This window comes from Mycobacterium sp. MMS18-G62 (assembly GCF_053877835.1).
Map to the genome: position 1 here is coordinate 1188547 of NZ_CM132662.1, position 26400 is coordinate 1214946.

The 26400-nt window shown below is 65.1% G+C and carries 24 protein-coding genes; 19 read left to right on the forward strand and 5 right to left on the reverse strand.

Going from position 1 to position 26400, the window contains the following annotated elements:
* Window positions 1-4 precede the first annotated feature (4 nt).
* Window positions 5-2476: a transglycosylase/D,D-transpeptidase PonA2 gene (ponA2, locus tag ACWW36_RS05890; protein WP_456140656.1), complete on the reverse strand. Its 2472-nt coding sequence runs from the start codon at window positions 2474-2476 to the stop codon at window positions 5-7.
* A gap of 321 nt (window positions 2477-2797) precedes the next feature.
* On the opposite strand from ponA2, the gene ACWW36_RS05895 reads away from it, so the two are divergent.
* The 17 genes from ACWW36_RS05895 (at window position 2798) to ACWW36_RS05975 (ending at window position 21908) form a co-directional block, all read left to right on the forward strand.
* Window positions 2798-3457, forward strand: coding sequence for a cutinase family protein (locus ACWW36_RS05895; RefSeq protein WP_456142374.1), 660 nt, complete (start codon window positions 2798-2800; stop codon window positions 3455-3457).
* Between the two features lie 108 nt (window positions 3458-3565).
* Entirely contained in the window at window positions 3566-4828 is a 1263-nt protein-coding gene (locus ACWW36_RS05900) for a hypothetical protein (RefSeq protein ID WP_456140657.1), read from the forward strand.
* Window positions 4825-5802 (forward strand): glutamate ABC transporter substrate-binding protein, encoded by a 978-nt coding sequence (locus ACWW36_RS05905; RefSeq protein WP_456140658.1) that lies wholly within the window; start codon window positions 4825-4827, stop codon window positions 5800-5802. Before ACWW36_RS05900 ends, ACWW36_RS05905 begins: the two co-directional genes overlap by 4 nt.
* On the forward strand, window positions 5790-6935 hold the full coding sequence (locus tag ACWW36_RS05910; RefSeq protein ID WP_456140659.1) for a hypothetical protein: 1146 nt from the start codon (window positions 5790-5792) through the stop codon (window positions 6933-6935). The genes ACWW36_RS05905 and ACWW36_RS05910 overlap by 13 nt, the downstream gene beginning before the upstream one ends.
* On the forward strand, window positions 6932-9130 hold the full coding sequence (locus ACWW36_RS05915; protein WP_456140660.1) for a tetratricopeptide repeat protein: 2199 nt from the start codon (window positions 6932-6934) through the stop codon (window positions 9128-9130). The genes ACWW36_RS05910 and ACWW36_RS05915 overlap by 4 nt, the downstream gene beginning before the upstream one ends.
* Before the next feature lie 38 nt (window positions 9131-9168).
* A complete protein-coding gene (locus tag ACWW36_RS05920; protein ID WP_456140661.1) occupies window positions 9169-10152 on the forward strand; it encodes a PP2C family protein-serine/threonine phosphatase in 984 nt (327 codons plus the stop codon).
* Window positions 10139-11428 carry a hypothetical protein gene (locus tag ACWW36_RS05925; RefSeq protein WP_456140662.1) on the forward strand — a complete coding sequence of 430 codons (1290 nt, stop codon included), beginning with the start codon at window positions 10139-10141 and terminating at the stop codon, window positions 11426-11428. The genes ACWW36_RS05920 and ACWW36_RS05925 overlap by 14 nt, the downstream gene beginning before the upstream one ends.
* On the forward strand, window positions 11428-12051 hold the full coding sequence (locus tag ACWW36_RS05930; RefSeq protein WP_456140663.1) for an FHA domain-containing protein: 624 nt from the start codon (window positions 11428-11430) through the stop codon (window positions 12049-12051). Before ACWW36_RS05925 ends, ACWW36_RS05930 begins: the two co-directional genes overlap by 1 nt.
* Before the next feature lie 2 nt (window positions 12052-12053).
* On the forward strand, window positions 12054-14678 hold the full coding sequence (locus tag ACWW36_RS05935) for a LuxR C-terminal-related transcriptional regulator (RefSeq protein WP_456142375.1): 2625 nt from the start codon (window positions 12054-12056) through the stop codon (window positions 14676-14678).
* 138 nt (window positions 14679-14816) lie between these two features.
* Window positions 14817-15125 carry a hypothetical protein gene (locus ACWW36_RS05940; protein ID WP_456140664.1) on the forward strand — a complete coding sequence of 103 codons (309 nt, stop codon included), beginning with the start codon at window positions 14817-14819 and terminating at the stop codon, window positions 15123-15125.
* Window positions 15126-15214: 89 nt separating this feature from the next.
* Window positions 15215-17455 (forward strand): GAF domain-containing protein, encoded by a 2241-nt coding sequence (locus ACWW36_RS05945; protein ID WP_456140665.1) that lies wholly within the window; start codon window positions 15215-15217, stop codon window positions 17453-17455.
* Window positions 17452-17832, forward strand: coding sequence for a response regulator (locus tag ACWW36_RS05950; protein ID WP_456140666.1), 381 nt, complete (start codon window positions 17452-17454; stop codon window positions 17830-17832). Before ACWW36_RS05945 ends, ACWW36_RS05950 begins: the two co-directional genes overlap by 4 nt.
* The gene (locus tag ACWW36_RS05955) at window positions 17832-18941 is read left to right on the forward strand and encodes an adenylate/guanylate cyclase domain-containing protein (protein WP_456140667.1); all 1110 of its coding nucleotides are present in this window, start codon (window positions 17832-17834) and stop codon (window positions 18939-18941) included. Before ACWW36_RS05950 ends, ACWW36_RS05955 begins: the two co-directional genes overlap by 1 nt.
* Window positions 18942-18950: 9 nt before the next feature.
* On the forward strand, window positions 18951-20540 hold the full coding sequence (locus tag ACWW36_RS05960; RefSeq protein WP_456140668.1) for a peptide ligase PGM1-related protein: 1590 nt from the start codon (window positions 18951-18953) through the stop codon (window positions 20538-20540).
* Between the two features lie 8 nt (window positions 20541-20548).
* Complete coding sequence (locus ACWW36_RS05965; protein ID WP_456140669.1) at window positions 20549-21163, forward strand: histone deacetylase; 615 nt, start codon at window positions 20549-20551, stop codon at window positions 21161-21163.
* An 83-nt stretch (window positions 21164-21246) separates the two neighbouring features.
* Window positions 21247-21420: a CsbD family protein gene (locus ACWW36_RS05970; protein WP_456140670.1), complete on the forward strand. Its 174-nt coding sequence runs from the start codon at window positions 21247-21249 to the stop codon at window positions 21418-21420.
* A gap of 119 nt (window positions 21421-21539) precedes the next feature.
* Window positions 21540-21908, forward strand: a complete 369-nt coding sequence (locus ACWW36_RS05975; protein ID WP_456140671.1) for a hypothetical protein — start codon at window positions 21540-21542, stop codon at window positions 21906-21908.
* Window positions 21909-22049: 141 nt separating this feature from the next.
* Here ACWW36_RS05975 and ACWW36_RS05980 read toward each other — a convergent pair whose 3' ends face one another.
* Both ACWW36_RS05980 and ACWW36_RS05985 read right to left on the reverse strand, forming a co-directional pair.
* Window positions 22050-22526 (reverse strand): hypothetical protein, encoded by a 477-nt coding sequence (locus ACWW36_RS05980; protein ID WP_456140672.1) that lies wholly within the window; start codon window positions 22524-22526, stop codon window positions 22050-22052.
* Window positions 22527-22664 carry a hypothetical protein gene (locus ACWW36_RS05985; protein WP_456140673.1) on the reverse strand — a complete coding sequence of 46 codons (138 nt, stop codon included), beginning with the start codon at window positions 22662-22664 and terminating at the stop codon, window positions 22527-22529. It abuts the gene before it with no gap.
* 34 nt (window positions 22665-22698) lie between these two features.
* On the opposite strand from ACWW36_RS05985, the gene ACWW36_RS05990 reads away from it, so the two are divergent.
* Window positions 22699-24243, forward strand: coding sequence for a DUF4185 domain-containing protein (locus ACWW36_RS05990; protein ID WP_456140674.1), 1545 nt, complete (start codon window positions 22699-22701; stop codon window positions 24241-24243).
* Between the two features lie 4 nt (window positions 24244-24247).
* A complete protein-coding gene (locus tag ACWW36_RS05995; protein WP_456140675.1) occupies window positions 24248-24721 on the forward strand; it encodes a hypothetical protein in 474 nt (157 codons plus the stop codon).
* 174 nt (window positions 24722-24895) lie between these two features.
* Here the strand turns inward: ACWW36_RS05995 and ACWW36_RS06000 are convergent, their stop codons facing one another.
* Window positions 24896-25735, reverse strand: a complete 840-nt coding sequence (locus tag ACWW36_RS06000) for a DKNYY domain-containing protein (protein WP_456140676.1) — start codon at window positions 25733-25735, stop codon at window positions 24896-24898.
* Between the two features lie 39 nt (window positions 25736-25774).
* A complete protein-coding gene (locus ACWW36_RS06005) occupies window positions 25775-26395 on the reverse strand; it encodes a M15 family metallopeptidase (RefSeq protein WP_456142376.1) in 621 nt (206 codons plus the stop codon).
* Between the last annotated feature and the right edge of the window lie 5 nt (window positions 26396-26400).

The following is a 26400-nucleotide window of genomic DNA, read 5'->3' on the forward strand; positions in this document are numbered from 1 at the left end:
CCTATCACGGTGGCGGCGGCGGGGGAGGTGGCGGTTCCTCAGGCGGCGGCGGTGGTCCCAGCAGCGGCACGGTGATCGGCGGTAGCCCCGGAATCTCCACGACCGTCATGCCGACAGTGGGAGGGGTCGGCGGGCCGCCCGGCTCGCCCGGCGGAGGCTCCGGCGGTGGCGGGGGTGGCGGTGGAACGCCGTTGCTGATGTTGATCGTGATGATCGAGCCCGGAATCGTCTGACCGCTCGGACTCGTCCCCACCACAGCTCCATAAGGCGCGCCGCTGCTTACCGGCGTCGTCTGATCCGCGACTTGAAAACCGGCTTCCCGCAACCGCTGTCGCGCGGCATCCACCTTCAGGCCTGTGACACTGGGCACTCGGCCACCCGGCGCGCCCTCGACGTATCGCGGATCCGTCGGCGGCAGATGCACTTCACCGAAATCGACTGCGATCGGCTTCATCGCCTCGAACCACGTGCGGGCGGGCTCACTTCCGCCGTACAGGTCGCCGCCGGAGCACTTGCGCAATGGAAACGAACAGATTCCGCCTGGACTACTGGAGTCGTCGAAGACGTATACCGCTCCTGCGTAATGGTTCGTGAATCCCACAAAGCCCGCGGACCGATGCGATTCGGTCGTGCCGGTCTTGCCCGACATCGGCAGATCCCATCCCACCGACGCCGCCGCGCCCGAGGCAGTGCCCGGGCTCAAGCTGTCCTTGCTCAGCGCGTTCGCGAAGGTGTTCGCCAATCCCTCGGGCACCGCCTGCTCACACGGCTGGCTTGCGAACGACACCTCGTTCCCGTGGCGGTCGAAGATCTTGTCGATCGGGCTCGGCGGGCACCACACGCCCCCCGACGCCAGCGTCGCCGCCACATTGGACAGCTCTAGCGCGTTGAGCTGGAACGGGCCCAGCGTGAACGAGCCGATGTTCTGTCGCTTGATGAAGTCGGCCAGGCTCTCGTTGCTTTCAGGGTCGTAGGCCCGCGCCGTTCCGGGAAGTGCGTAGGACCGAAGCCCCAGCCGTACCGCCATATCGACCGCGCGAGTAACCCCAACCTGCTGAATCAATTTGGCGAACGCCGTGTTCGGCGAGGTGGCCAACGCATCGGTGACATTCATTGAGCCGCGGTAATTCCCGGCGTTTTTCACGCACCACGTCTCCTTCGGGCAGCCTGGGGTGTCACTGCTGCCGAGGCCCCTGGCCTGGAACGAGCCCGGCACCTGCAACTGAGCGTTGATGCCCATGCCCATATCGAGCGCCGCCGTCGTCGTGAAGATCTTGAAGATCGAGCCCGCCCCGTCACCGACGAGCGAGAACGGCAGCGGCTGCATCGATTCGTGGGCGTCGGCATTCAGGCCATACGTGCGGTTGCTCGCCATCGCCATCACCCGGTGCGCGTCCTTGCCGGGTTTGATCATGCTCATCACGCTGGCGACACTGTCGAGCGTCGGGCTGGCTATCTTGTCGATGGCCGACTTGACCGAGGCCTGCACCTTCGGCTCCAGCGTCGTGCGAATCAGATAGCCGCCGCGGGCCACTTGCTCCTTGTTGATGCCGGCCCTCGCCAGATAGTCGAGCACATAGTCGCAAAAGAAACCGCGGTCGCCGGCGGCGATGCAGCCGCCAGGAAGCCCGTTCGGCTGGGGCAGAACGCCCAGTGGCCGGGCTTTGGCGGCACGCAGCTCGTCGGCGTACTTGGGAAGGTTCTCGATCATGGTGTCCAACACGACATTCCGCCGGTCGAGCGCACCTTGCGGGTTGGTGTAAGGGTCGAGCGAACTCGTCGACTGCACCACTCCGGCAAGCAGCGCTGCCTGCTGCCAATTCAGCTCCGAAGCGTTTATGCCGAAGTAGGTTCGCGCCGCGTCCTGGATGCCGAACGCACCGTTTCCGAAATACACCAGGTTGAGGTAGCGGGTCAGGATCTCGGCTTTACTGAACGTCTTGTCCAGCGTCAACGCCATCCTGATCTCACGCAGCTTGCGTGCAGGCGTGACCGCGACGGCCGCACGCCTCTCGGAATCGCTCTGTGCCGACACCAGCAACTGATAGTTCTTGACGTACTGCTGCTCAAGGGTCGAGCCACCCCGCGTATCGAGGTCACCCCGCAGGTAGCCCGTCAGCCCCGTCAGCGTGCCCGGCCAGTCCACGCCGTTGTGCTCGGCGAACCGCTTGTCCTCGATCGACACGATCGCGAGCTTCATCGTGTTCGCGATCTGATCGGTCGCGACCTCGAACCGGCGCTGGTTGTAGATCCATGCGATCGGATTGCCGTCGGCATCGACGATCGTCGAGACCTGCGGCACCTCGCCCGAGATGAGTTGCGCCGAGCCGTTAGCAACCACGTCGGCAGCGCGATTGGACATCAACCCAATGCCGCCGACCAACGGGAACATCAGCCCCGCCGCCACCACTCCGGCCATGAAGCAGCAACCCGCCAGCTTCCTGACAGTCCCCCAAGTCGGCCGCCCCTCCGACATTCCTCCAGGCTATCCGCCGCCCTGCTCGAATTCGGTGCATTGGCCCAAACCTCAAGCAACAGGCGGCGAGTCGCGCGGCGGCGAGAGCGAACTGACTTCCAGCCCGTCTTCACCGCAGGCCGTGAGCGTGAAATTTCGAGTCGAAGATGCCCCCTGGGTGGGGGTAGCATTTTGGTTTGCCGAGCGCCTCGCTGGGGTAGTAACAAGATCGCGCGGAGCGAGCAACTGGCCCAGCCGAGCGTCGGGAAATTCCATCAGAAGAATAAAAGGCGGTGGGTCGGGATGATCGTCGTCAGTCGTCTGTTCGGTGCAGCGGTGCTCATGGCTTCGGCGCTGCTGGGCCCTGGCATTGCTTCCGCAAGCGCGGCACCATGCCCCGATGTCGAGGTGGTGTTCGCGCGCGGCACGTTCGAACCGCCGGGTGTCGGATTCGTCGGCGAGGCGTTCATCGATTCACTCCGCACGCTTACCCCCGGGAAGTCGGTCGACGTATATCCGGTGAACTACCCCGCGTCGTTGGACTTCGCCACCGCCGCTGACGGCGTCATCGACGCGAGCAACAAGGTTCGCGACATCGCCACGAGCTGCCCGAATACCAAGATGGTGCTCGGCGGCTACTCCCAGGGGGCGGCCGTGATCGGTTACATCACTGAAGAGGCGGTGCCTCCCGGCTTCTCTCTGCCGGCCGGCATCACCGGGCCGATGCCCGCGTCGGTCGCCGACCACGTGGCCTCCGTGGCGTTATTCGGTAAGCCCTCGAGCGGCTTCCTGCAGACGATCAACACCGCTGCGCCGCCGATCACAGTCGGTGCACTCTATGCACCCAAGACCCTCGACCTGTGCATCCCCGAGGACCCGATCTGCTCGCCAGGTGGCAACGACAACGGCGCACACACTCTGTACGCGGCGAACGGTATGACCGCCCAAGCCGCGGGAGACGCTGCCCGCCGCCTCTCAACGGGAGCGAACGCCAGATCCTAGGGGCCCCTCAGTACCTCCGGCGGTGCCCTAACCTGCAGTTTAAGTATTCGGACACTGATACGCCCTAACCCTCTCGCGATTACGATCTGGCGGGGAGGGGTGAATGACATGGGGTCTCCGCCCACGCTGGCCATGAGGGGTTCCGTGCCGTGGGCGCGACGTTTCGCCCGCACGACGCCCGGCGTCGTCAGCATCATCGCGGTCGCTGTCGCGTCCTTCTGCGTGCTTGCCGGACTGGTATGCGGCGGACAGCTCGACGGGCGGATCGCGAAGCACAACGCTGTGCTCGACCGCTCCGAGCCGCTCGCCTACTCCGCGCAGAATCTGTACGCCGCGCTGTCGGCCGCAGACGCCGCCGCGGCATCGGCGTTCCTTTCTGGCGGGATCGAGACGGGCGCGGTGCAGGCGCGCTACAGGCAAGCCCTCGCCGACGCCGCGTCGGCACTGACGGATGTGACCGCGGGGACCACCGACACAGAAACCCGCACCGCCGTTGCGGATATGTCGGCGAAGCTGGCTGCGTACACAGGACTGGTCGAGTCGGCCCGCGCGAACAACCGGCAGGGCTTTGTAATCGGGTCCGCGTACCTGCGGGAAGCGTCGTCATTGATGCAGACCGCACTGCTTCCGAGTGCCCAGAAGATCTACTCGGGGAATCTCGCGGCGCTCAACGGTGATCAACGCGACGTCGGTTCGGTGCCGACGATCAGTCTCGTGCTGCTGGGGATCGTCCTGGCGGCGGTTGTCGTCGGATCGGTGATCCTGGTCGGCCGCACGAACCGGCAGTTCAATTTGGGGCTAATCGTCGCCGCGGTCGCGGCGCTGCTGGTCATCGGGTGGATCGTGGTGGCCACCCGGTTCGCGGCGGGCAACATCGAACACAGCCAAGCCGAGGGAACCGCGAAATTCGAGCACCTTGCGAAGGCTCGCATCCTCGCCCAGCAGGCCCGGACCGACGAAACCCTGGAACTGATCGCGCGTAGCGACATCACAGGCCGCGAAAAATCATTCGACAGCCGCATGGACGAACTGACCGCACTGCTCGCTGGGGGCCCGCGGACCGCAGCCGACGCCGTCGCGAAATGGACTGCCAGCCACCGCAAGCAGGTAGAGGCCTACGAGGGCGGCGACTACCCCGCCGCTGTGGCGCAGGCAATCGGTCCCGAACCAGACGGATCCGCAGCGCAATTCACCGCCGTCGAAGCGAGCCTTCGTAATGAGATCCAACAAACGCGTGCCATGTTGCGCGACCGGGTTGCCTCAGCGGGCGCGCAACTGGCGTGGAGCCCCACGGGGACCCTGGCTCTGATGGTGGCCGCCGCGGTGGTCGCTGTCGTCGGTTTGTGGCCACGGCTCAAGGAGTTCTTGTGAACGCCCGGGTTGCGACGGCGCTGCTGGCCGTCGCCTTCGCCGCCGCCGGATGTGAGTCGTCGACGGCGCCGGCGCCGGTGACAGTCGCGCCGGTCGAGGCGTGGCCAGCCGGCGCGCAGCGAGTGACCACCGCACCGACCGCCGGAAATGCCGAGTGCGACCGGGAGGCCAGCCTGCGCCCCGGTCCCTTGCCCACCCCTGGTGCGATGCCACCGGGTTCGACGATGGCGGCCATCGCCGAACGCGGCCGGCTCATCGCCGGCGTCGACCAGAACACGGACCTGTTCGGTTCCCGCAACCCTGCTACCGGGCAGCTTGAAGGCTTCGATATCGACATCGCCCGCGAGATCGCCCGCGCCATCTTCGGCGACCCTGACCGCATCCAGTTTCGAGTGGTCGACGCGAACCAACGCGAATCAGCATTGCAGTCGGGGCTGGTGGACCTGGTGGTCCGGACGTACTCGATCACGTGTGCCCGCAAGCAGCTCGTCGATTTCTCCACGGTGTACTACGAAGCCAACCAAAAAATCCTGTCCGTGAAAGGTTCGGGAATCGATTCTGCCGCAGCACTTTCGGGCAAACGTGTGTGTGCGGTGGCGGGCACGACCTCGCTGTCTGCATTGTTCGCGCTGAACCCGAGTCCGATGCTGTTCAGCGCGACCACCTGGACCGACTGCCTCGTGATGTTGCAACAAGGTCAGGTCGACGCGATCAGCACCGACGACGCGGTGCTCAAAGGTCTTGCCAGGCAGGACCCGAAAGTGGACGTGGCCGGCGACAGCATCGCCGTCGAGCCCTACGGCATCGGCGTCAAGGCAGAAAACAGCGACCTGGTTCGCTTCGTCAACGGAGTCCTCGAGCAGATGCGTAACGACGGAACATGGAAGCGGCTCTACGACGCCCATCTGCGAAGCCTCGGACCGTCACCCGTTCCGCCGACAGCGAAGTACCGGGAATGCCCATGGCCCTGCTGACCACCGACGAGATCGACCGCGAACTCGCTTCGCGCGGCAAGGAAGTCGCGTCGATGTCGGCGACGATGGTGGAACTGGACAACCACGCCGGCCTGCTGCATGTGCGTCGCTATCCGCCGACCGGCGTCACCGCACAGCGGTGGAAGGTGATCGAGACGTCACTCGCGCAACTGTGGGATGACTTGGGGCGGATGACGTCGATCCTCGAGTCCGCGCAGACATTGCGAGCACGCCGCTCGAAGCCCGACGACGACGAACGCGCTGAGTTGACCCGGTTGCTGCGGGATCGTCCGATCGAGGTGTCCCGCGCCCGAATCCCGTTGGGGCAGCGCCAAATCAGTGGTCCCGGGGAAGTGGTCGAATGCGTCGGGCTGGCCGATACTGCGGAACGGATGCGCTCCACCTACCCGGTGGTGATCGAGTTCCTCGACGCCGTCGACGGGATCAACTCGCTGATCGCGGAACAACTCGGGCCGTCCCAACGACGACTCGAAGAAGCCGGGATGGCCGCCCCGAACGAGATGAAAGAGCTGCTGGCCGTGTCCGCGACCGATCCGCTCTCTTTGACGGAAAGCGATGTCGAGAAGCGCATCGGTGCTATTGCCGACAGTGTCGAACGGCAATCGCGTGACCTTGCTGAACTCGCTGGACTGCAAGCTAATTGGACCGGTGCCCTCGCACGGGCGGCGTCGCAGCTGGACGCCTTGCGCGACGCGACACGCCACGCCGCGCAGGTGCGCACACACGCCCAGGAAGTGGTGCTGGCCGGTCCGATCCCAGTGCTCACCGACTCCGAGCCGGCCCTGCGCACGGAGTTGCAGTCGATCACCGATGTAGATCCCGCGGCATTGATGGCGCTGCAGCGCCGAATCGAAGCGGCATTGCAGGTTGTGCGCGAGAACGAGGAGCTTTCGCAGGGCCTTCTTGACCGCCGAAGCGAACTCAAGGGTCGGCTGACGGCGTACCAGGCAAAGTCGGCCCGACTCGGGCTTGGCGAGGATCCAGACCTGTTGGCATCCAACAGGATCGCTACCGGACTGCTGTCACGACGGCCGTGCGACCTGCGGGCCGTGACCCGCGCGATCGCGGACTACCAGCAGCTGATCGCCAAGAAGCAGGACAAGAAGACATGAGGTGCGCCGAACCGGGATGCACGGGTAGCGTCATCGACGGCTACTGCGACGTCTGCGGCACCGCACCCGCACCCACTGCGCCGCAAGTGCCAACGGCTGCTACAGCGCCCAGCACTCCAACAGCTCGCTCGGCGCACACGGCCCGCACCGGCTCATCCAGCTCGACCAGTTCTCGCGGCCGACTCGGCGCTGGGATTGTCGCGATACCGCGGATTCCGAAGGTCGATCCACCCACCGCGATCCTGACCGACCCGCAGGTGCCCGAGAGTCATCGCTTCTGCGGCAACACCGAATGCCACAAGCCTGTCGGGCGTGGAAAAGACGGGCAACACGGGCGCCGGGAAGGCTTCTGCACCCATTGCGGAACGCCATACTCGTTCGTTCCCAAGCTTTCTCGGGGCGACCTGGTCGGCGGGCAGTACGAAGTCCAGGGCTGCATCGCCCACGGTGGCCTCGGCTGGATATACCTGGCGATCGACCGCAACGTGCGCAACCGCTGGGTGGTACTCAAGGGGCTGATCAACTCCAGCGATGCCGACGCGATGGCCGCCGCCGCAGCCGAAGTCCTGGCCCTGGCCAAGGTGGAACACCCCAACATCGTCCGCATCTACAACTTCGTCGAACATGTCGACTCCGCCGGGGTCCCGGTCGGCTACATCGTCATGGAGTATGTCGGCGGACAGTCGCTGAAGCAGATACGCAAAGCGCGAAACGGTCCGCTCCCCCCGGATCAGGCCGTCGCCTACATCATCGAGATCGCGCCGGCACTCGACTACCTCCACTCGGAGGGTCTCGCATACTGCGATTTCAAGCCGGACAACGTGATACAGGCCGATGAACAGCTCAAGCTGATCGACCTCGGAGCGGTCATCTCGATGGACGACATGGAAAGTTCGCTCTACGGCACTATGGGCTACCAGGCGCCTGAGATCGCTCACACCGGCCCGACCGTCGCCAGCGATGTGCACACAGTCGGTCGGACGCTCGCCGTCCTCGTCATGGATGTTCCGCAGGAGCACGGACGATTCGTCGAGCAACTGCCAGGACCCGAGTCCGTACCGGTGTTGGCCAAACACGAATCGCTGTACCGCGCGATCGTGCGTGCCACCGATCCCGAACCCGAGCGGCGATTCTCGTCCATGGCGGAGATGGCTGACCAGCTGACCGGCGTACTGCACGAGATCGCGGCCGCCGAGGATGGTACCGAACATCCCCGGATGTCGACATACTTCAGCCCGCAGCGCGCGGTTTATGGCACAGGGCGGGACGTGCCGACGGACCCGGCCGCGGTGATTGCGGCATTGCCTGTGCCCGTGGTCAATTCCAACGACCCCGGTGCCGCCGTGCTCGCCACCACCAGTGGCACACCGATCGCCCAGCTCGAGCACGTCCTCTACCGAGGCGGGGGCGATGAACTCAGGGGCCATAGTTCTTCCATCGAGGTCCCGCTGCGACTTGTCCGTGCGTCGCTCGAGATCGGCGCCCCCGAGAACGCCCGTAACCGGATTGCCGACCTGGATTCGGTGGTGCCCGGGGACTGGCGACTGAAATGGTACAGCGGACAATGCGCGCTACTCGAAGGCGAATTCGACAAGGCCGCAGTCGATTTCACCGCCGTGCTGGCTATGCTGCCCGGTGAGCTGCCGCCGAAGCTGGCGATCGCGGCCACGGCCGAGATGCGCGGCGAGCGCAATGACGCCGCCCGTTACTACGAAACGGTTTGGCGAACCGACCACAATTACGTCAGTGCCGCATTCGGTCTCGCGAGGCAGCGTGCGCGCGCGGGAGACCGGGCCGGAGCTGTCGCGGCACTTGACGAGGTCCCGGCCGCGTCAGCGCATTTCACCGCTGCGGCGACGACCGCAATCGAAATACTGCTCGACGGCAGGACCCCCGAGACCCTCGATGAGCAGACGCTGCTCGATGCCGGCAAGCGAGCCGCGTCACTGACACTGGAATCGACTACCAAGCGGGCGCGGATTCAGCTGATGGTGCTCAGCGCCGCATTGGGCTGGCTGCAGGCAGGGAACGAACCCAAGGCCACCCGGCTGCTCGGCACCACTTTCGACGAGCCAGGCATTCGGACCGGGATGGAACGCTGCTACCGGGATCTTGCGCATGAGACGACCGAGATGTGGGAGCGCATCACGTTGGTAGAGAAGGCAAATGCGGTTCGGCCGAGGACGCGACTATGACCAGTCAGCAGACGGCATGCCCTCAGTGCGCAGGTGTCGTGGATGGCACTGACCGGTTCTGTGAGAACTGCGGCGCAGCGTTGGCCGAGGTCCGGCGTGTCGCGGTACCGCGAGCCGGAAGGTCGGAAAAGGCGCCGTGCGCCGACTGTGGGAACGAGACGGACGCCGACGGATACTGCACGGTGTGCGGCCATCGTCGCACCGACCCAGACCGCGACGAGGCGGATATCGACGGCGTCGCGGTGATCACCGACCGCGGGCTTGAGCACTCCCGCAACGAAGACGCCGCCGCAGCGGGGATCGTGGTCGACAAAGACACCGGCCGGCCGTACGCGATAGCCGTTGCCGTGTGTGACGGTGTGTCGACATCCGATGATGCGCACATAGCGTCGGCCGCCGCCGCAAACGCCGGTGTGGCGGCGATGCTCACCACGCTCGCCGCTTCCCGCAAGGCGCGCCCGGCCGTGTTGGCCGGGCTGGCCGACGCGGCGAAGGCTGCGGCCGCCGCAAAGACCGGCAACGATCGATCCGTCGCACCGTCGTGCACCTATACCGCTGCGGCAGTGGTCCCTTCCGACGGCGGACACGTGCAGATCACAATCGGCAATGTTGGTGACGGCAGGGCATATTGGCTCCCCCGGCCTCCTGCGCAGGCGCAACAGCTCACCGTCGACGACTCCCTGGCGCAGGAGCTGATCACCGCAGGCGCCTCCGCTGACTCTGATGCCGTTCAGCGCGGCGCACACACATTGACCCGCTGGCTCGGCGCTGACAGCGATGCGAAGCCGTGGTCGGACTCGAGTGTGCAGACGATCACGCCCGAGGACGCGGGCTGGCTGTTGGTGTGCAGCGACGGCCTCTGGAACTACCTGCCCGACGCCGCCGATATCGCCCAGCTCTGCACCGGTCTCGACGCACACGCGGCCGCGCGTGCGCTGGTCGAACATGCATTGAATGCCGGCGGTCAGGACAACATCACCGTCGCAATTGTCCCGATCGGAGGACTTCATGAGTTCGGTTGAACAGCAAGCCATTTCCGTTGATGTCGACCACAATCCCTATCTTGCCGATGGCGCGGGTACCGTCGACGCGATCGTCAGCATCACCGCCGGAAACAACCTCGCCGCCTCGGCGGTACCGACGGACCGAGTCGAGGCCATCATCGTCGACTGCTCGACATCGATGCAGGCACCGATCGAGAAGTTCGATGCAGCCAAACGCGCTACCGCAGCCGCCATCGACGAACTCGTCGACGGCACCTATTTCACGATCGTCGCCGGCACCGAAAAGGCCGCGGCCGTCTACCCCGAAGACGGATGGCCAACCCCGGCGAGCCCCGCGACCAAGGCGGCGGCGAAGCGGGCGGTCGACGGGCTGCGGCCGCACGGCGGAACCGCAATGGGCACCTGGCTTGCGCACGTGCGTGGAATCGCGGTGGCACACCCGGGAGCGCTGATCCACGCAATCCTGCTCACCGACGGCAAGGACGAGCACGAAACGCCCGAGGATTTGGGCGAGGAAATCGGGCTCAGCGAAGGCGAATTCACCTGTGACTGCCGAGGAGTGGGAACCGACTGGCACGTCGAGGAGCTGCGCGCAATCGCGTCGGCGCTGCTGGGCACCGTGGACATCGTCGCCGACCCTGCAGATCTCGCAGAGGATTTCGCGGCGATGATGCGCACGTCGATGAGCAAGTCGATCGCCGGCGTGACCTTGCGGCTCTGGACCCCCGCGGGCGCGCGCGTCGTGTTCGTCAAACAGGTGGCGCCGACCGTCGAAGACCTTTCCCACCGTCGTGCCGACGCAGGGAATCAGATCGGCGAATACCCGCTGGGCGCTTGGGGCGCCGAGGACCGCGACTACCACATTCAAGTCGAGGTCGAACCCGCCGCGGTCGGACGCGAGAAGCTCGCCGCGCGAGTGAGTGTGGTTGCGGGCGAACAGGTTCTGGGTGAGGGCCTGGTGAAGGCGGTATGGACCGCCGACACGGCGTTGTCGGCCCAGATCAGCCGCCGGGTGGCGCACTACACCGGCCAGGCCGAGTTGGCGCAGGCAGTCCAGGAGGGGTTGAGCGCACGCAAGGCGGGCGACGTGAAGACCGCGACCGCCAAGTTGCAGCGCGCGATGGAACTGGCCCTGGAATCGGGCAACGCCGGAACGGCCAAACTCCTCAGAGGAGTGGTCGAGGTCGACGAGCGTACCGGGACGGTTCAACTGCGGCGCGACGTCGCAGCCGCCGACGAGATGGCCCTCGACGCGAGGTCGACCAAGACGGCGCGAGTGCGGAAGGACACCTGATGCCTACGTGCGCCGAAGGCCACGATTCAGCGGCCGCGGACTACTGCGACGTGTGTGGCGCGCCAATCGCGACATCCCCGGCGCAACCCACCGCGGTGCCTGCACTACAAGTGCAGGCGTGCCCTGTGTGCGAGGCGCCGATGAGCGGCCGTTTCTGCGAAGCGTGCGGACACGACTCGGCACTGCCCGAACCGGCGCCGCCTGCGGAAGCGGCTGCAGCACCGATTGGATGGACCGCGGTCGTCACTGCCGACCGGGAGTTCCATCAACGCATGCTCGCTCGCGGCGGCCCCGACACAGTCCAGTTCCCGCAGTACTTCCCCGAACGCCGGATCCGCTTGGACAAACCCACCACACTGATCGGAAGGCACAACCGCGACCAAGGCGTGGAACCCGAGATCGACCTCGGCATCCACCCGGTCGACCGCGGGGTGTCGACGCAACACGCAGTGCTGCGGATCCGCGAATCCGGCCTTACCGTCACCGACTTGGGATCGACCAACGGAACCAGTCTCAACGACAGCGACCAATTTCTGCCGAACGGCGAAGAAACGCCGCTCTCCGACGGAGATCGCATACACGTCGGCGCATGGACGACGATCACGATCATGTTGGGCCAGTGAGGATGCGGTTGTCGTGGCCGTTGACCGGCCGTGCGGAAGAATTGGGTGCTATCGAGTCCGCAATCGCGGCTTCCGACGCTTCCGGGATCGTCATTTGGGGCGCGGCGGGTGTTGGGAAGAGCCGGATCGCGCGCGAGGCGATGGCGGCTGCCGCGTCGCGGGGATGCGAAGGCCGTTGGGCGGTCGGAACCACGTCGGCGCGGTCAATTCCGCTTGGTGCTTTCACCGCATGGGCACCGTCGGGGGTCACCGACACGGTTCAGTTGGTCCGCGGCGTGATCGAGTCGCTGACGGCCGCGCCTGCAGACACCACCGTGGTGATCTGTGTCGATGACGTGCATCTGCTCGACGACCTGTCGACATTCGTAGTGGAGCAGATAGTGCAGCGCGACGCGGCGAAACTGGTGCTCACCGTGCGCGACCGTGAACCGGTCCCGCCAGTGGTGCAGGAGATTTGGCGGGGTGACCAGTTCGAGCGACTCGATTTGCAGCCGCTGTCGCAGGACGAGACCGCCGCGTTGCTGTCGTCCACTTTGGGCGGCGCGGTGGATCCGGAAGCCGCTCAGCGGCTTTGGACGCTGACACGTGGCAACCCCTTGTATCTCCGCAACATCGTCGAGCAGGAGGTTGCCGACGGCAGGCTTGCAACGAAGCACGGGTACTGGCGATGGACCGGTGATCCGATCGTGGCGCCCGGCCTCGTCGAGCTGGTCGAATCCCGCATCGGGGACCTGCCCGCACCGGTGGCCGATGTAATAGATGCGCTGGCTATCGGGGAGCCGATCGAGCTGGCGGCTCTGACGCGGATCACCGGTCCGGCGGCGCTCGAGGAAGCGGACACGCGCGGCCTCATTGCCGTCGAGCCTGTCGATGGCGGTGTCGAGGTACGCGTGGCGCATCCCGTTTACGGTGAGGTGCGCAGGGAACGCGCGGCACCAATCCGGCTGCGGCGGCTGCGCGGACTGGTCGCCGCCGAACTGGCTGCCTCCGATGACCGCGACGACGTTCAGGTTGTGGTCCGACGTGCCTCATTGATTCTCGATTCAGACGTCACACCCGATGCGGAGCTGCTCGTCAGGGCGGCCCACGGCGCGGTGGGGCTGGCGGATCTGCCGCTAGCCGACCGGCTCGCGGAGGCGGCAATCCGCGCCGGCGCGGGGTCAGAAGCGAACTTCGTTCGTGCACACGCACTTTCGTGGCTCAGTCGGGGCGAGGAAGCAGACGCGGTGCTCGCCGAGATCGTCGAGAGCCAGCTGACGGACGTCGACCACGCAAGGTCCGCGTTCCTACGAGCCAGCAATATGCTGTGGGTGCTTGCCGACCCCGCGCGGGCCAAACAGCTCGTCGACGACGCGTCGCGCGCCACCTCGCCGGAGGCCCGCAACTACATCGACGCCTTCCTCACGGTGTACTGGTTTGCGATGGATCAGCCGGAGTCGGCGGTGCAGGCGTCGAAAGACCTTGCGTTGGAAGACCTTCCCGCCGTCGTGGGCGCAGAGATAGCCTGGGCGCTCACCGCAATATCAGCAGATGCGGGACGCACAACGGAATCGGTGACAATCGCCGACGCGGGATACACCGTTGCGACGCGGTCTTTCGACGCTCCGCAGATGCGATTCAACATCGCGGACGCACACGTCAGCGCACTGCTTCTATCCGGCCGGATCGGCGACGCCGGTGAGGTGGCCGAGCGGATGCGACACGAGGCATCCGACCTGCCGGGGACGGCGCAATTGCTCGGCGCTGCAGTGGCCGGACGGGCCGCGCTTGGTGCGGGCAGATTGGCCACGGCATGTTTCTTACTGGAACAGGCAGCAGTTGGGCTGTCCGACTCTGGCCACGCCATTGGGTGGGGATACCGTTATCGCGTCCCCCACGCGACTGCCCTCGCTGTACGGGGTTTGATTGACGACGCAGCCGCCGCCCTTGCCGCACTCGACCAGTTGGGGCGTCCTTTCCGGTCGCTGAACTACGAGCGCAGCCTGGCCAGCGCGTGGGTGGCGGCAGGCGAGGGCGCCGTCAGTGAGGCGATCACCACTTCGTTGTCGGCGGCCCAAAGGGCCGGGGCCAAAGGGGAATTCGCAGCAGAAGTGATCTGTCTGCAGACCGCCACCCAGTTCGGGGACCGTTCTGGTGCCGCGCGGTTGCGCGAGCTCGAGGCGATCGTGGAGGGGCCACGCGTCGGCCTTGCTGTCCGGTTCGCCCAAGCACTGCACATCGGCGACGCCGACGAATTGGCCGCGGTGTCGGACGATTTCGAGCGGATGGGCGACCTCCTCGCGGCCGTGGATGCGGCAGCGCACGCGGCCATCGCGTATCGCCGCCATGACAAGCGCGGATCGGCGTTGAGTTGCTCGACACGTGCGGATGCGCTGGCTCAACAATGCGGCGGCGCCAGCACCCCAGCGCTTCGTCAGGCCAGCGAACGGTTACCACTGACTGATCGTGAACTCGAGATCGTCATGCTGCTCGCCGACGGAGCAACGAACCGCGCCATCGCCGAGCGACTGACGCTCTCGGGGCGCACCGTCGAAAGCCATATCTACCGAGCCATGCGAAAGACCGGAACCCGCACTCGCGAGGAACTCGCCGCGCTGCTCAGGCGCCGCAAGCCGGAGTCAGAGTAACTACCTGCGTCGTTTACGTACTACTGCATCCAGACCGAGCGGAATTGCAGTGGCGCGCTACTGCGCTCGTCGCGGCGAACGCGAGTGACGATTCCAGTGCGGAGCAAATCCGCACAGGAACTCACGAAAGACGGAACGATGAAGACCTTCCTCACTTCCCTAGCGGCCGGCTCGCTAGCCGCCGCGCTCGGCCTGACCGCCACCGCCAACGCCGCCCCGGCCGGCCCATCGTCCGTCGACGCCGTGATCGATCAGCTGAGTGCACGCGGCTATGACGTCGTCGTGAACCGGATCGGCACTGGTCCGTCGGCGCAGTGCACGATCAGCTCGGTTCGCCCCGGGCAGACGTTCTCGCGCAGCGACACCGGCTCCGGTCTACCCGGGTCCGCCTACGACATCGTCACCACGGTGACAAGCAACACCGTCTACGTCGACGTCGTCTGCTGATCCCACAGCGCTATCGCAGTGAATCCACAGTTTTCATGCCCCGACCAGCAACAAGGGCACAGACTGTGATGAGGCACGAAAGGGGAACTGTGGCCGATCCGAGCGAACCCTCGTCGCGCACGACACGGATCACGAGAGCCTCGGTCCGCCAGCATCGGGAGTTACGGGACGCCCGTCATCAGTCCGCGGCGAGCCGCTCGATCCTGGTGGCGCTCGGGCGTGCTGCCGCCAACCCCGAGGACGTCCTGGACACGATCGTCGAATATGCGGCTCGCCTGTGCGGCGCAGAGGCGGCGAACCTGTACCTCCCCGACGGCGACGCGTTCCGCCTCTCCCGCTTCTCAGGGGAAATCCCGGAAGTGTTTCGCAAGTACCTCGAGGATCACCCGCTTGCCAAGAACCGTTCGACGACGGTCGGGCGCGCAGCGGTGGACAAGTGCACGGTTCAGAATCCCGACGTACTCAGCGACGCCGACTACGGTCGCCCCGACCTGCAAGAGCTCGCCGGTTACCGGACCCTGCTCTCGACGCCGATGATGCTGCAGGACGAGGTCGTCGGTGTGCTGTCCATGTGGCGGACCGACGTCGCGCCTTTCGACGATCGCGAACGGGAGTTACTCGAGGAATTCGCCGCGCAAGGTGCGATCGCGTTGCGGCAGGTCGACTTGTTGCAGGCACTCGAGTCCAAGGGCGTCCAGCTCGAAAACAAGGTCGCGCAGCTGAAGGCTCTGCGGCAGCTCGACGAAGTCGTCGGATCGAGCCTCGACCTCGACGAAGTCCTGGACAGGATCGTCAGCAATGCCGTGCGGCTCACCGGAACCGACGGCGGATCGATCATGGAGTACGACGAGTCGGCCGACTCCTTCCGCGTCCGTGCCGCGTTTGGAAGCAGCCCCGAGCTACTGGAGCAGCTGCGGGCGATCACAATCCACCGGGAGTCGACCCTGGTGGGTCAGACCGCGCTCACCCAACGGCCCGTCGAAGTCCCCGACCTCGCCAAGGCCGAGCTCGACCCCCATCTCGAGATCCTGTTCCGGGACGGATGGCGTTCAGTGCTCGCGGTTCCCATGCTGCGGGGCGACAAAATCGTGGGTGTCCTTGTGATCCGGCGCAGGGCCACGGGCACGTTCGGGGCCGATATGACCGAGCTGCTGCAGACCTTCGCCAGTCAGTCGGCACTGGCCATCGTCAACGCACGCCTTTACCGGGAGTTGCAGACCAAGACCAAAGAGCTGGAGATCGCCAGCCGCCACAAGTCGGAGTTTCTGGCGAGCATGTCCCACGAACTGCGGACCCCGCTCAACGCGGTGATCGGTTTCTCCGAGGTGCTGCTGGATCGCATGTTCGGGGAGATCAACGAGCGCCAGGACGAATATCTGCGCGACATCTTGAGTTCGGGCAGGCACCTCTTGGAGCTACTCAACGACATCCTGGATTTGTCCAAAGTCGAAGCGGGTCAAGAGGTTATCGAGCCGAGCACGTTCGTGGTCAGCAGCGCCCTGCAATGGGCGACGGGATTGCAGCGTGGGCGCGCGGACACGCATGCCATCACGATCACGTGCGAGGTACCGGACGATGTAGCGACGATCGAGACGGACGAACGAAAATTCAGACAGGTGGTACTCAACCTGGTCGCGAACGCCGTGAAGTTCACTCCCGATGGCGGCAGCGTTTCGGTACGCGCCGTGCGCGATGGGTCTGAGCTCATTGTCACGGTCACCGACACCGGCATCGGAGTGCCTGCCGAGGACCAGGAGCGGATCTTCGAGTCCTTCCAACAGGGCCGCCGCGGGGCTCCGAAGGAAGAGGGCACCGGTCTCGGGCTGACGTTGTCACGCCGCCTCGTCGGACTGCTCGGCGGGCGGTTGTGGCTCGAAAGCAGTCCAGGCGACGGAAGCACGTTCGGCTTCTCGGTGCCTCTCACTACGGTTCGGGACGACGCCGCCTCTCCGGGGAGCGACGAGTTTCCGGCGATCGTCCTCGTCGACGACGATCGCGCGTCGCTCGATCTGCTCGCGGCCTATCTGGACGGGTCACCGACCCAGGTGTTGCGTGCCCGTGACGGCGCGGAGGCTCTGGATTTGGTACGCAAGGTGCAGCCGGCCGCGGTCGTGCTCGACATCAAGCTGCCGAGGGTGGACGGCTGGCAGGTCTTGACCGAGCTGAAGGCGGACCCCGCCACCACCGCGATCCCGGTGGTGATCGCCTCGGTCGTCGACGATCGACCACGCGGCCTTGCCCTCGGTGCGGATGCTTACCTCCTCAAACCAGTTCGTCGCGACGACTTCGTCGATTCGCTTCGACGCGTTGGCGCCCTGGAGTCGCCGTGACGCCGCGCAGAATCCTTGTGGTCGAGGACAATCCGTTGAACCTCAAACTGGTGCGCGACGTCCTCGAGTTCGCAGGCTACCGGGTCATCGCAGCCAATTCGGGCGAGGAAGGTATTCGCGCCGCCGACGACGATCCCCCCGATCTGGTGCTGATGGACCTCCAACTGCCCGGCATCGACGGAACCGAGACACTGCGAAAGTTGAGGCAGGGCAACCTCGGACGCGATGTGCCCGTCGTCGCTGTTACGGCGTTCGCAATGGCCGCGGATCGGGAGCGCGCAGCTCTGGCCGGTTTCGACGGATACATCGAGAAGCCGATCAGCGTGCGAGATCTACCCGGCCGGATCGAGGCGTTCCTCGACAGGAGGCCGAACTGATGGACACGCCGGTCACCGTGTTGGCCGTCGATGACGAGCCTGCCAACGTGAGGCTTCTCGACGCAGTGCTCACGCCTCGCGGATACCGGGTTCTCAGCGCGGCGACGGGGGCAGAAGCGCTCGCGTTTCTGGAGACCGAAGCTGTGGACATCGTCCTGCTCGACATCGTGATGCCGGGGATGGACGGTCACGAAGTCTGTCGAAAGATCCGGTCTGCGCCATCGACGGAATTCCTTCCCGTTGTGATGATCACCGCCAGCGGAAGTCAGCAGCGTCTGGCCGCCCTCGAGTCGGGTGCCGACGACTTCGTCACCAAGCCTTTTGACCAGAGCGAGTTGCTGGCCCGCGTGGCATCGCTGGCGCGAATCAAGCGATACCACGACACGATCCGTCGGCAGGCCGATGAGCTGGCAAAGTGGAACACCGAGCTCGAGACCCGCGTGGCCCGGCAGGTTGCCGAGTTGGAGCGCACCAATCGGCTGCGCCGCTTCCTGTCGCCGCAACTGGCCGATCTGGTCGTCGGCGACGAGACCCTGCTGGGGAGCCATCGCCGCGAAATAACCGTGGTATTCACCGATCTCAGAAATTTCACCCCGTTCGCCGAAACCAGCGAGCCCGAGGAAGTGATGGGCGTACTTGCCGATTACCACCGGGTCATCGGCACACTCGTTCATGAATACGGAGGCACGCTCGAGCGGTTCACCGGCGACGGCGTGATGGTGTTCTTCAATGACCCAATCCCGTGCGACGACTACACCGAACGCGCGGTCCGGATGGCCCTGGACATCCGCGATGCCGTGAAAGAACTTGCCGCGCAATGGCTTCGCAGCGGCCATGACCTCGCTATGGGAATCGGAATTGCCCAGAACTTTGCAACGCTCGGCAGGATCGGGTTCGAGGGCCGGTTCGACTACGCCGCGATCGGCAGCGTCACGAATCTCGCCGCCCGGCTGTGTTCGGATGCCGGTCCATGGCAAATCTTGGTGACCGACAAGGTCCTCGCACGCACCGAGCACCTGGTCGATTCGGAAATGGTTGGCGACGTGCAGCCCAAGGGATTCAGCCGCTCGGTGCGGGTCCACAACATCAACGCGCTAAACGACAAGTAGGAGACTCCTATGACACAACTACAGGTTCCCGATCAACGAGCCTCGGGCCGCCAACTATCAAGCCTCGACGAGACGGAGCGGTACCGCTGCTTCGATGATCTGCAACTGGCGATGCCGACCGTCTGGGAGTCGATGAAACTCGACCTGGAGGACGAATCCGTCGTCGTGATCCCGTCGATCAGCATCGAACGGACCACGCAGGGAAGCGGCACCGTCACTCAGGCGTTGGAAGAGCGGGCCCTGTTCTTACTGCTGCTGCTCCGCCAACCGCGGCTGCGCATGATCTACGTGACCTCACAACCGGTGTCGGAGTCGATCATCGAGTACTACCTCGGGTTGCTTCCCGGGGTGATTCCCAGTCATGCCCGTGCCCGGCTCACCCTGGTCCCGGTCGGTGATGCGTCAGAGGTGTCGCTGAGTGCGAAATTGCTTGCGAGACCGCGACTCCTGCGGGAGATCCGGTCGCTGATTCCCAACCCCGCCCGCAGTCACCTGATCCCGTACAACACCACGCCCCTCGAGCGTGATGTTGCGCTCTCCCTTGGTATCCCGATGTACGGTTCGGATCCCCGGCTCGCGGACCTCGGCAGCAAGACCGGCTGCCGCAGAATGTTCGACGAGCTTGGCGTGCCGTGCCCGGTCGGGGCCGAGGATCTCCACACGGTCGACGACATCGTGGCGGGCGTGCAGAGCATGCGCGCGCGGCGGCCGTCGCTCACTCAAGCGATCGTGAAGCTCAACGAGGGTGTTTCTGGCGCAGGCAACGCCTCGCTGGACCTACAGGGGCTGCCGGCTCCTGGCTCAGCGGACGAAGCGGCCGCAATCAAAGAACGCGTCCTGGGGGTGCAGCCGGAAAGCGAAAAGCTTTCTGTCGACGTCTATTTGGCCGCCTTCGAGAAGCACGGCGGCATCGTCGAGGAGCGGATCACCGGGGTAGCCCTGACCAGTCCGAGCGTGCAGATGCGGGCTCTGCCCGACGGCACGGTCGAACTGCTGTCGACCCACGACCAGCTCCTCGGCGGTGCGAGCGGTCAGAAATACCTCGGCTGCGTGTTCCCGGCCGATCCCGGATACGCCGCGGCGATCGCGGAGCCTGCAATGGTGATCGGCCGCCACCTCGCGAAACTCGGAGTGCTCGGCCGGTTCGCGGTGGATTTCGTTGTCGTACAGGACGAAAGCTGTAAGTGGACGCCCTATGCGATCGAACTGAATCTGCGCAAAGGTGGAACCACCCATCCCTTCCTCACCCTGCAATTCCTCACCGACGGCACCTACGACGGCGCCCGAGGAGTCTTCCTCACGCCAAGCGGCAGCAGGAAGTATCTCGTCGCGACCGACCACTTCGAAGACGAACGGCTCAAGGCATTGACCGTCAGAGAGCTGTTCGACCTCGTCGTCCGCCACGGTCTGCATTTCGACCAGGCCCGGCGCACGGGAATCGTCTTCCACATGATCAGCTGCCTGACCGAATGCGGCCGGGTCGGCCTGACCGCCGTCGGAGACACCCCCGAGGACGCATGGCAGATCTACCAGGAGGCGCAAGCCGTGGTCCTCACAGAAGCGGAACTGGCGCTAGAGGAAGGCTGCGTCGTCGGTTGAATCTGCGCTTGGCGAGCAAGGATCGCGTCTGGTATGTGGCGTACGGATCCAACCTCCACGCGGCCCGTCTGAACTGCTACATCGCGGGTGGAAGACCACCCGGCGCCCGCCGCACCTACGTGGGATGCCGCGATCAGTCGCCACCCCGACGAGACATCGGGATCCGTCTGGCCGGTCGCCTCACCTTTGCAGGTAACTCGCGGGTGTGGGGCGGGGGCATGGCCTTCTACCGCCCGCATGCCCATGGCGAGGTCGCGGCGCGGGCTTACCTGCTGACATTCGGACAGCTCAGCGATGTGGTCGCCCAGGAAGTCCGGCGCCCAGTCGGTCGCGAGCTGTCGCTGGATGGTGCAGCAGGCCCACAGTGGTCAACGAATTCGCATACATACGAGACCCTGCTGCGTCTGCAGGATCGCGACGGTTTACCGACATTCACCCTCACGTCTCTGCAGAAGACCGAGGCCACGACGCCGTCGGCGTCCTACCTTCGCGTCATGCTCGACGGGCTTGGCGAGGCGTTCGGCTGGACCGCACATATGCGGGCGCGATATCTGTTGCGCGCGTCGGGCGTCGCGCCGGCATGGAACGCCAACCGGCTCGTCGCACTCTGCGACGGCGGTTAGACGTTTGGCGATGCGCTGGCGAGGTACCCCGCTTCGGGATAGTCGGCCACCCGGACGATTCCCGCGAAGTAGGAGCAGACACAGTGAGCGCAACGGACAAGGCCAAGAACAAGGCGCAGGAGCTCGGCGGTAAGGCCAAAGAAGCGGTAGGCAGGGCCACCGGCGACCGGACCACTGAAGCCAGAGGCAAGGACGACCAGACGAAGTCTCACCTCAAAGGTGCCGGCGAGAAGATCAAGGACGCTTTCAAGAAGTAGTCACATAGCTCCTCTTGGAGTCCGACGGCGTGGGGCTACGGCCACCACTGTGTGCGCGTGCCGCGACCCGAGGACGACGCGATCATCTAGCTTCAATGCATCGACGAAGGAGGGGCTCGGTGGCTGAAGCCGGATTGTGGGTTGCCTGGGGACTGCCGACCAGCGGGCGCGAAACGAAGGCGCTCGATCTGCTCAAAGAAACGACGACCGACTACCTCAAGCGGCTCGTCGAAGACGGCCGTATCGAGCGTTTCGACACCGCGATTCTGAAACCTCAAACCATCGAGCTGGGCGGCTTCATCCTCATCCAGGGCAGCCAGCCGCAGATCGACACACTCCGTCGCGATGACGATTTCCAGGTCTGGGTCAACCAGGTACAGCTCGTCGCCGACCGGGTCGGAATGGTAGACGCGTGGGTCGACGAGGGACTTTCCGAGGCGACCGACCTCTATGAGCAAGCCCTTCGAAAAGCCGGCCTGACGCCGTAGCTCGTTTTCTGGATAGTTCGCTAAAAGCCCAACAAGATCATCACCACAGCGACGGCTGTTGTTTATGGGACTTTTCTCCGTTTTGCTGTGAGGCCCTGTAAGGTCGCTTTGACAGCTAAGTATTGACGTCGGGGGAAACGTCTAGGGGAGAACCATGCCCGCATCAGCTTTCATCGGCCGCGTCGGCAGTTTGGCCGTCGTCCTCGGCGTCGGCACCGCTGTCGCCACGGGATACGGGGTGGCCTCGGCCGACACCACCGACTCGACATCCTCGTCCAATTCGTCGACGACCGATTCGACGTCGACGGGATCGACCGGCACCTCCAACCCGGAGCCCGCGACCACCGGCTCGACGACGCAGTCCACCACCCAACCGTCCGCGACCACGACGACATCCGGTACAGCGGGCGCCACGTCCACCTCGACCGAGGTCGCGCCCGGCGTCACGGTGAGCGCACAGACCAACACCTCGACCTCAACCGGTGCGTCGACGACCGCAACACCGAGCGCGACCGCAACGGCAACCCCGTCGACACAAACCGCGACGCCCACGCCGACAGCCACCGCGACCGCCACACCCACCGCTGAGCCCGAACCGAGCACCGAACCCACGGCCACTCAAACCGCCGACGACACCTCCAAGCACTCATCGAGTTCGACGGCCACAGCGACCGCCACGAATACCGGATCCAATTCCACCGCGGCATCGAGCGCCCCGACGGCCACCAACAGCCCCTCGGCGACCGCCTCCGCCACGGCTCAGTCCAACAACACCGCGACGCCGCGCATCGTGTCGTTCTCCGCCGCCGCGATCGACTCCACGGACCTCGCCCGAATCGCATCGACTCAGCCGGTGGCACCCGTGGCCGAGGTGCCGCCGAACCCGCTGACCGCCGTGGCGAACCTGGTGTCGAGCTTCGTCAACATGGTGCTCAACCCGTTCACCGCGGGCACGAGCCCGGCCGCACCCGCCGGGGCGCCGGTGTTGTGGAGCCTGCTCGCGTTCGCCCGACGCGAATTCGAGAACTTCTTCAACGCGCTCGGCGGCGGCTCATCGCAGACGAGCACGCTGGCGGCCCCGGCAACCACAAGCCTCGCGCTGGCAGCCGCCGCGACGACGGTGGTCACCAACCCGCCGCCGGCCTTCCCGGCACCCGGTCAGCAGCTGAGTGCGTCAACACAATTCGTCAGGTGGGTCACCGGCAACTACCAATACACCGGGGACCCCAACGACCCGAAGTGGCTGCTCGCCAACACGTCCACGCGTTACTCGGTGTGGGGCACGGACGTCGGGACCATGTGGGACAACGGCATTCCCGATGATCCCAATACGCCCAACATCAATGAGCACCAAGTTCTCATCGCGGTCGGCGACACGTTCAGCGGTCCAGGTATGACAGGCCTGTGGCGCTCGAACACCCTGTTCCGCAGCTCCGACACCACCCTCGCCGACGGAATGACCATTCCGAATGGCCAGTGGTTCAACGGCAACATGTTCGGCGGAGCCCCGCTGGGTCCGAATTCGACCACCGCGAGGCAGATCATCTTCGCCGAGGGATTGCCCGCAGGCGTCACCCTCATCCCGACGGCAGGCATCTCCGTGCCCACCCCGGGCACCCAGTTCGGCGCCACCCAGTACGTCAGCTTCATGTCGGTGTCGCAGTGGGGCTCGCCCGGTCAATGGACGACGAACTACTCGGCGATCGCGTACTCGACGGACAACGGCGAGAACTGGAAGGTCGCTCCGACGTCCGTGCGCTACAACAACCCGTGGACCGGTAACCAGAATTTCCAGCAGTCCGCCTTCGTTCGTCCGGGGGACGGTTATGTCTACATGTACGGCACCCCCAATGGGCGGCAGGGCGCCGCGTATCTGTCCCGCGTCGCGGAGAAGGACATCCTCGACGTGACCAAGTACGACTACTACAGCGCCGGCCAGCAGGGCTGGTTCTCGAGCACACCGGCGGGCTGGTATCGCAACAACCCGAGCGCGGCGACCGCCGTCTTCGGAGTGGACCAAGGCGCATGTGGGGTCGCCAATCCGGGCAATCAAGTCAGCGAAATGTCGGTGCAGTACAACAAGCAGCTGAAGAAGTACGTCGTGCTCTACGGCGACCAGTTCAACAACATCGTGATGCGCACGTCCGATACGCCGCAGGGCAGCTGGGGTAGCGCAAAAGTGTTGTTACAGCAGCAGAACGGCGGAATCTACGCGCCGATGATGCATCCCTGGTCGCCGTCCACGCTGGGGCAGGGCACCGACCTGTACTGGAACCTGTCTCTGTGGTCGGAGTACAACGTGATGTTGATGAAGACCGACCTGACGAAGGTGTGAGCCCGTGCACGCAAAGGCGATCGCCATCGGTGTGCTCGCCATCGGGCTGCCCTCGGCGCCCATAGCGTCCGCAGATCCTGTTGTCCCGCAAACGGATTCACCGTGTACCGCGGATCTCTCGGGCGTCATGACGTGGCCCCAGGGGGCCAAGATGCCGTTGGTGTGCGCCGATCAGCAATGGCAGGACGTGACGACTCCGCAGCCACCCAACGACCGATGGTTGAGCTTCGGCCCGCCGATGTTGTTGCACGGTGAAGGAATGCGAAATCCCAGCGTCAAGTCGGGTGACTGGGTCGCGGCTCCGCAAGATCCCAACGCACAGTGCCGCGCCGAACAACAAGCGGTTGTCGGCCCGGGAGTCGTCGGGCCTTCGCAAGTCGCGGAAGGGAATACCGGCCAACCGCTTCAGGTTCAGGTGCTGCCCAGGTTGTTCACAATTCAACTAAGCGGTTACTGCGAGTGGACCCGACAGGATTGATTCGCGACAAATGGGGTATTTCTCGCGAATGCCAACGGCGGACCAGCCACCAGATGTCCGTGTGTGCGCCGGATGTGGATACCCGACGTTGGGACACGCCATGTGCGCCTTCTGCGCGCAGGTAACAGTGCTGACCGGCGGCAACCTCTCAGTGGGAGAACATCCGCCGGCTGCTTAGTCCGTGAACGAGATTGACGTCTCGGTGCAGCCCGTGACGTCGCGCCCCGGCGGAAACGAATGCGGATCGGCATTCGGAATGACGGACTGCCGGTAGTACGCATGCGCGGCGTCGGCCGAACACTCGAACGCGGCGTTCAACACGTGGAACGAAGAAGGGTTGGCGCCCGGGATCGCCTTGCCCATCCAGTAGGCGCGCCGGGCGTCGACCGCGTACGGCCCGTCGAGCGCGTGAAACGACGCCGCATCGACGTCGGCGACCGGATCGGTGAAGTAGTAGATGCGTTGGCGGTCTTGGGAATAGGCGCCGGCAACCATTCGGAATGTCGCCGGATCCGCGCCCGCGATCGGATTGCCGTTGACGTGAACGGTTCGACTGTCCTTGGTGAACAGGTAATGCTCGGTGTTCGAGACGATGACGAAGTGCGCAGGATCATCGGACAGCACCGTGCCGTCGGACCAGTAGATGTGGGTGGTGTCCTTGGACAAGGATCCTTCGACCACTTCGAAGTGAGCGGGATCGTCACTGATCGCCCGGTCGAGTTGATAGACGTGGCGGCGGTCCTTCGCGAATCCGGGCCGCGCCAGCACCTGGAAACTTGAAGCGTCGGCATCGGGAATCGAATGGCCATCGAAGTAGACGGTCGACTTGTCCCGTGCGTAGGTCTCATCGAACGCATGGAACGACGCCGCATCGGCGCCCTGGATTTCGAATGCCTGACCGGGAAACGCGTTCAGGTAATAGACCTTGTCTCCGCGAACGTGATAGCCGGCGGCGTCGAACAGCGAGTTGGGTGGCTTGTTCCGGCTACAGGCCGGGATCAGTGCCACAACCACCACACAGAGTGCAGCGATACATCTCCGCATCGACCGAACCTAATTCACAGGCACATTCAGGATCGGCCGTTTGGCGTAGGCGTCGTCGGTGTCGAAGTGCCACCACTCGCCTTGGTAGACCGTCAACCCGCCGGCCTTCATGGCGTCGCGCAGCCGAGCCCTGTTCGCCTGCTCGGCTGCGCTGACACCGTCGGTGGCGAAAGCAAGTGCCCGTGGCGTGAAGTCGTCGAAATCGGTGCCCATATCGACCAGTGACCCGCCGCGCGCGATCGTGACGTCCACCGATCGGCCCGCCTCGTGGCTGCGCGAATACGGTCCCGGCCGCGCCACCCAATTCGGATCGGGCACCGCCTCGAACATCCTCACCTGTACGTCGTGGGGCCGGTAGCAGTCCCAGAAGACCAGCGCCTCACCCTGGTTCCGCAACACATCGGCGGCCGTGGCCAGGCCCTGCGCCATCGATTCGTGCACCAGGCAGCGGGCGTCGGGAGGGTACAGCGGCGTGCCGACGAAGTTGTTCGGCGTCGCGTATCGCAGATCGATGATCGCGTCCGGAACGACCGTCCGGACGTCGACCAAGCCCGCTGTGCGCGCGGCATCCGACACGGGCGGCACGGCTGGAGGTGCCGCGGAGGCCATCGCACACGAAAGGCTGCACATCGCGA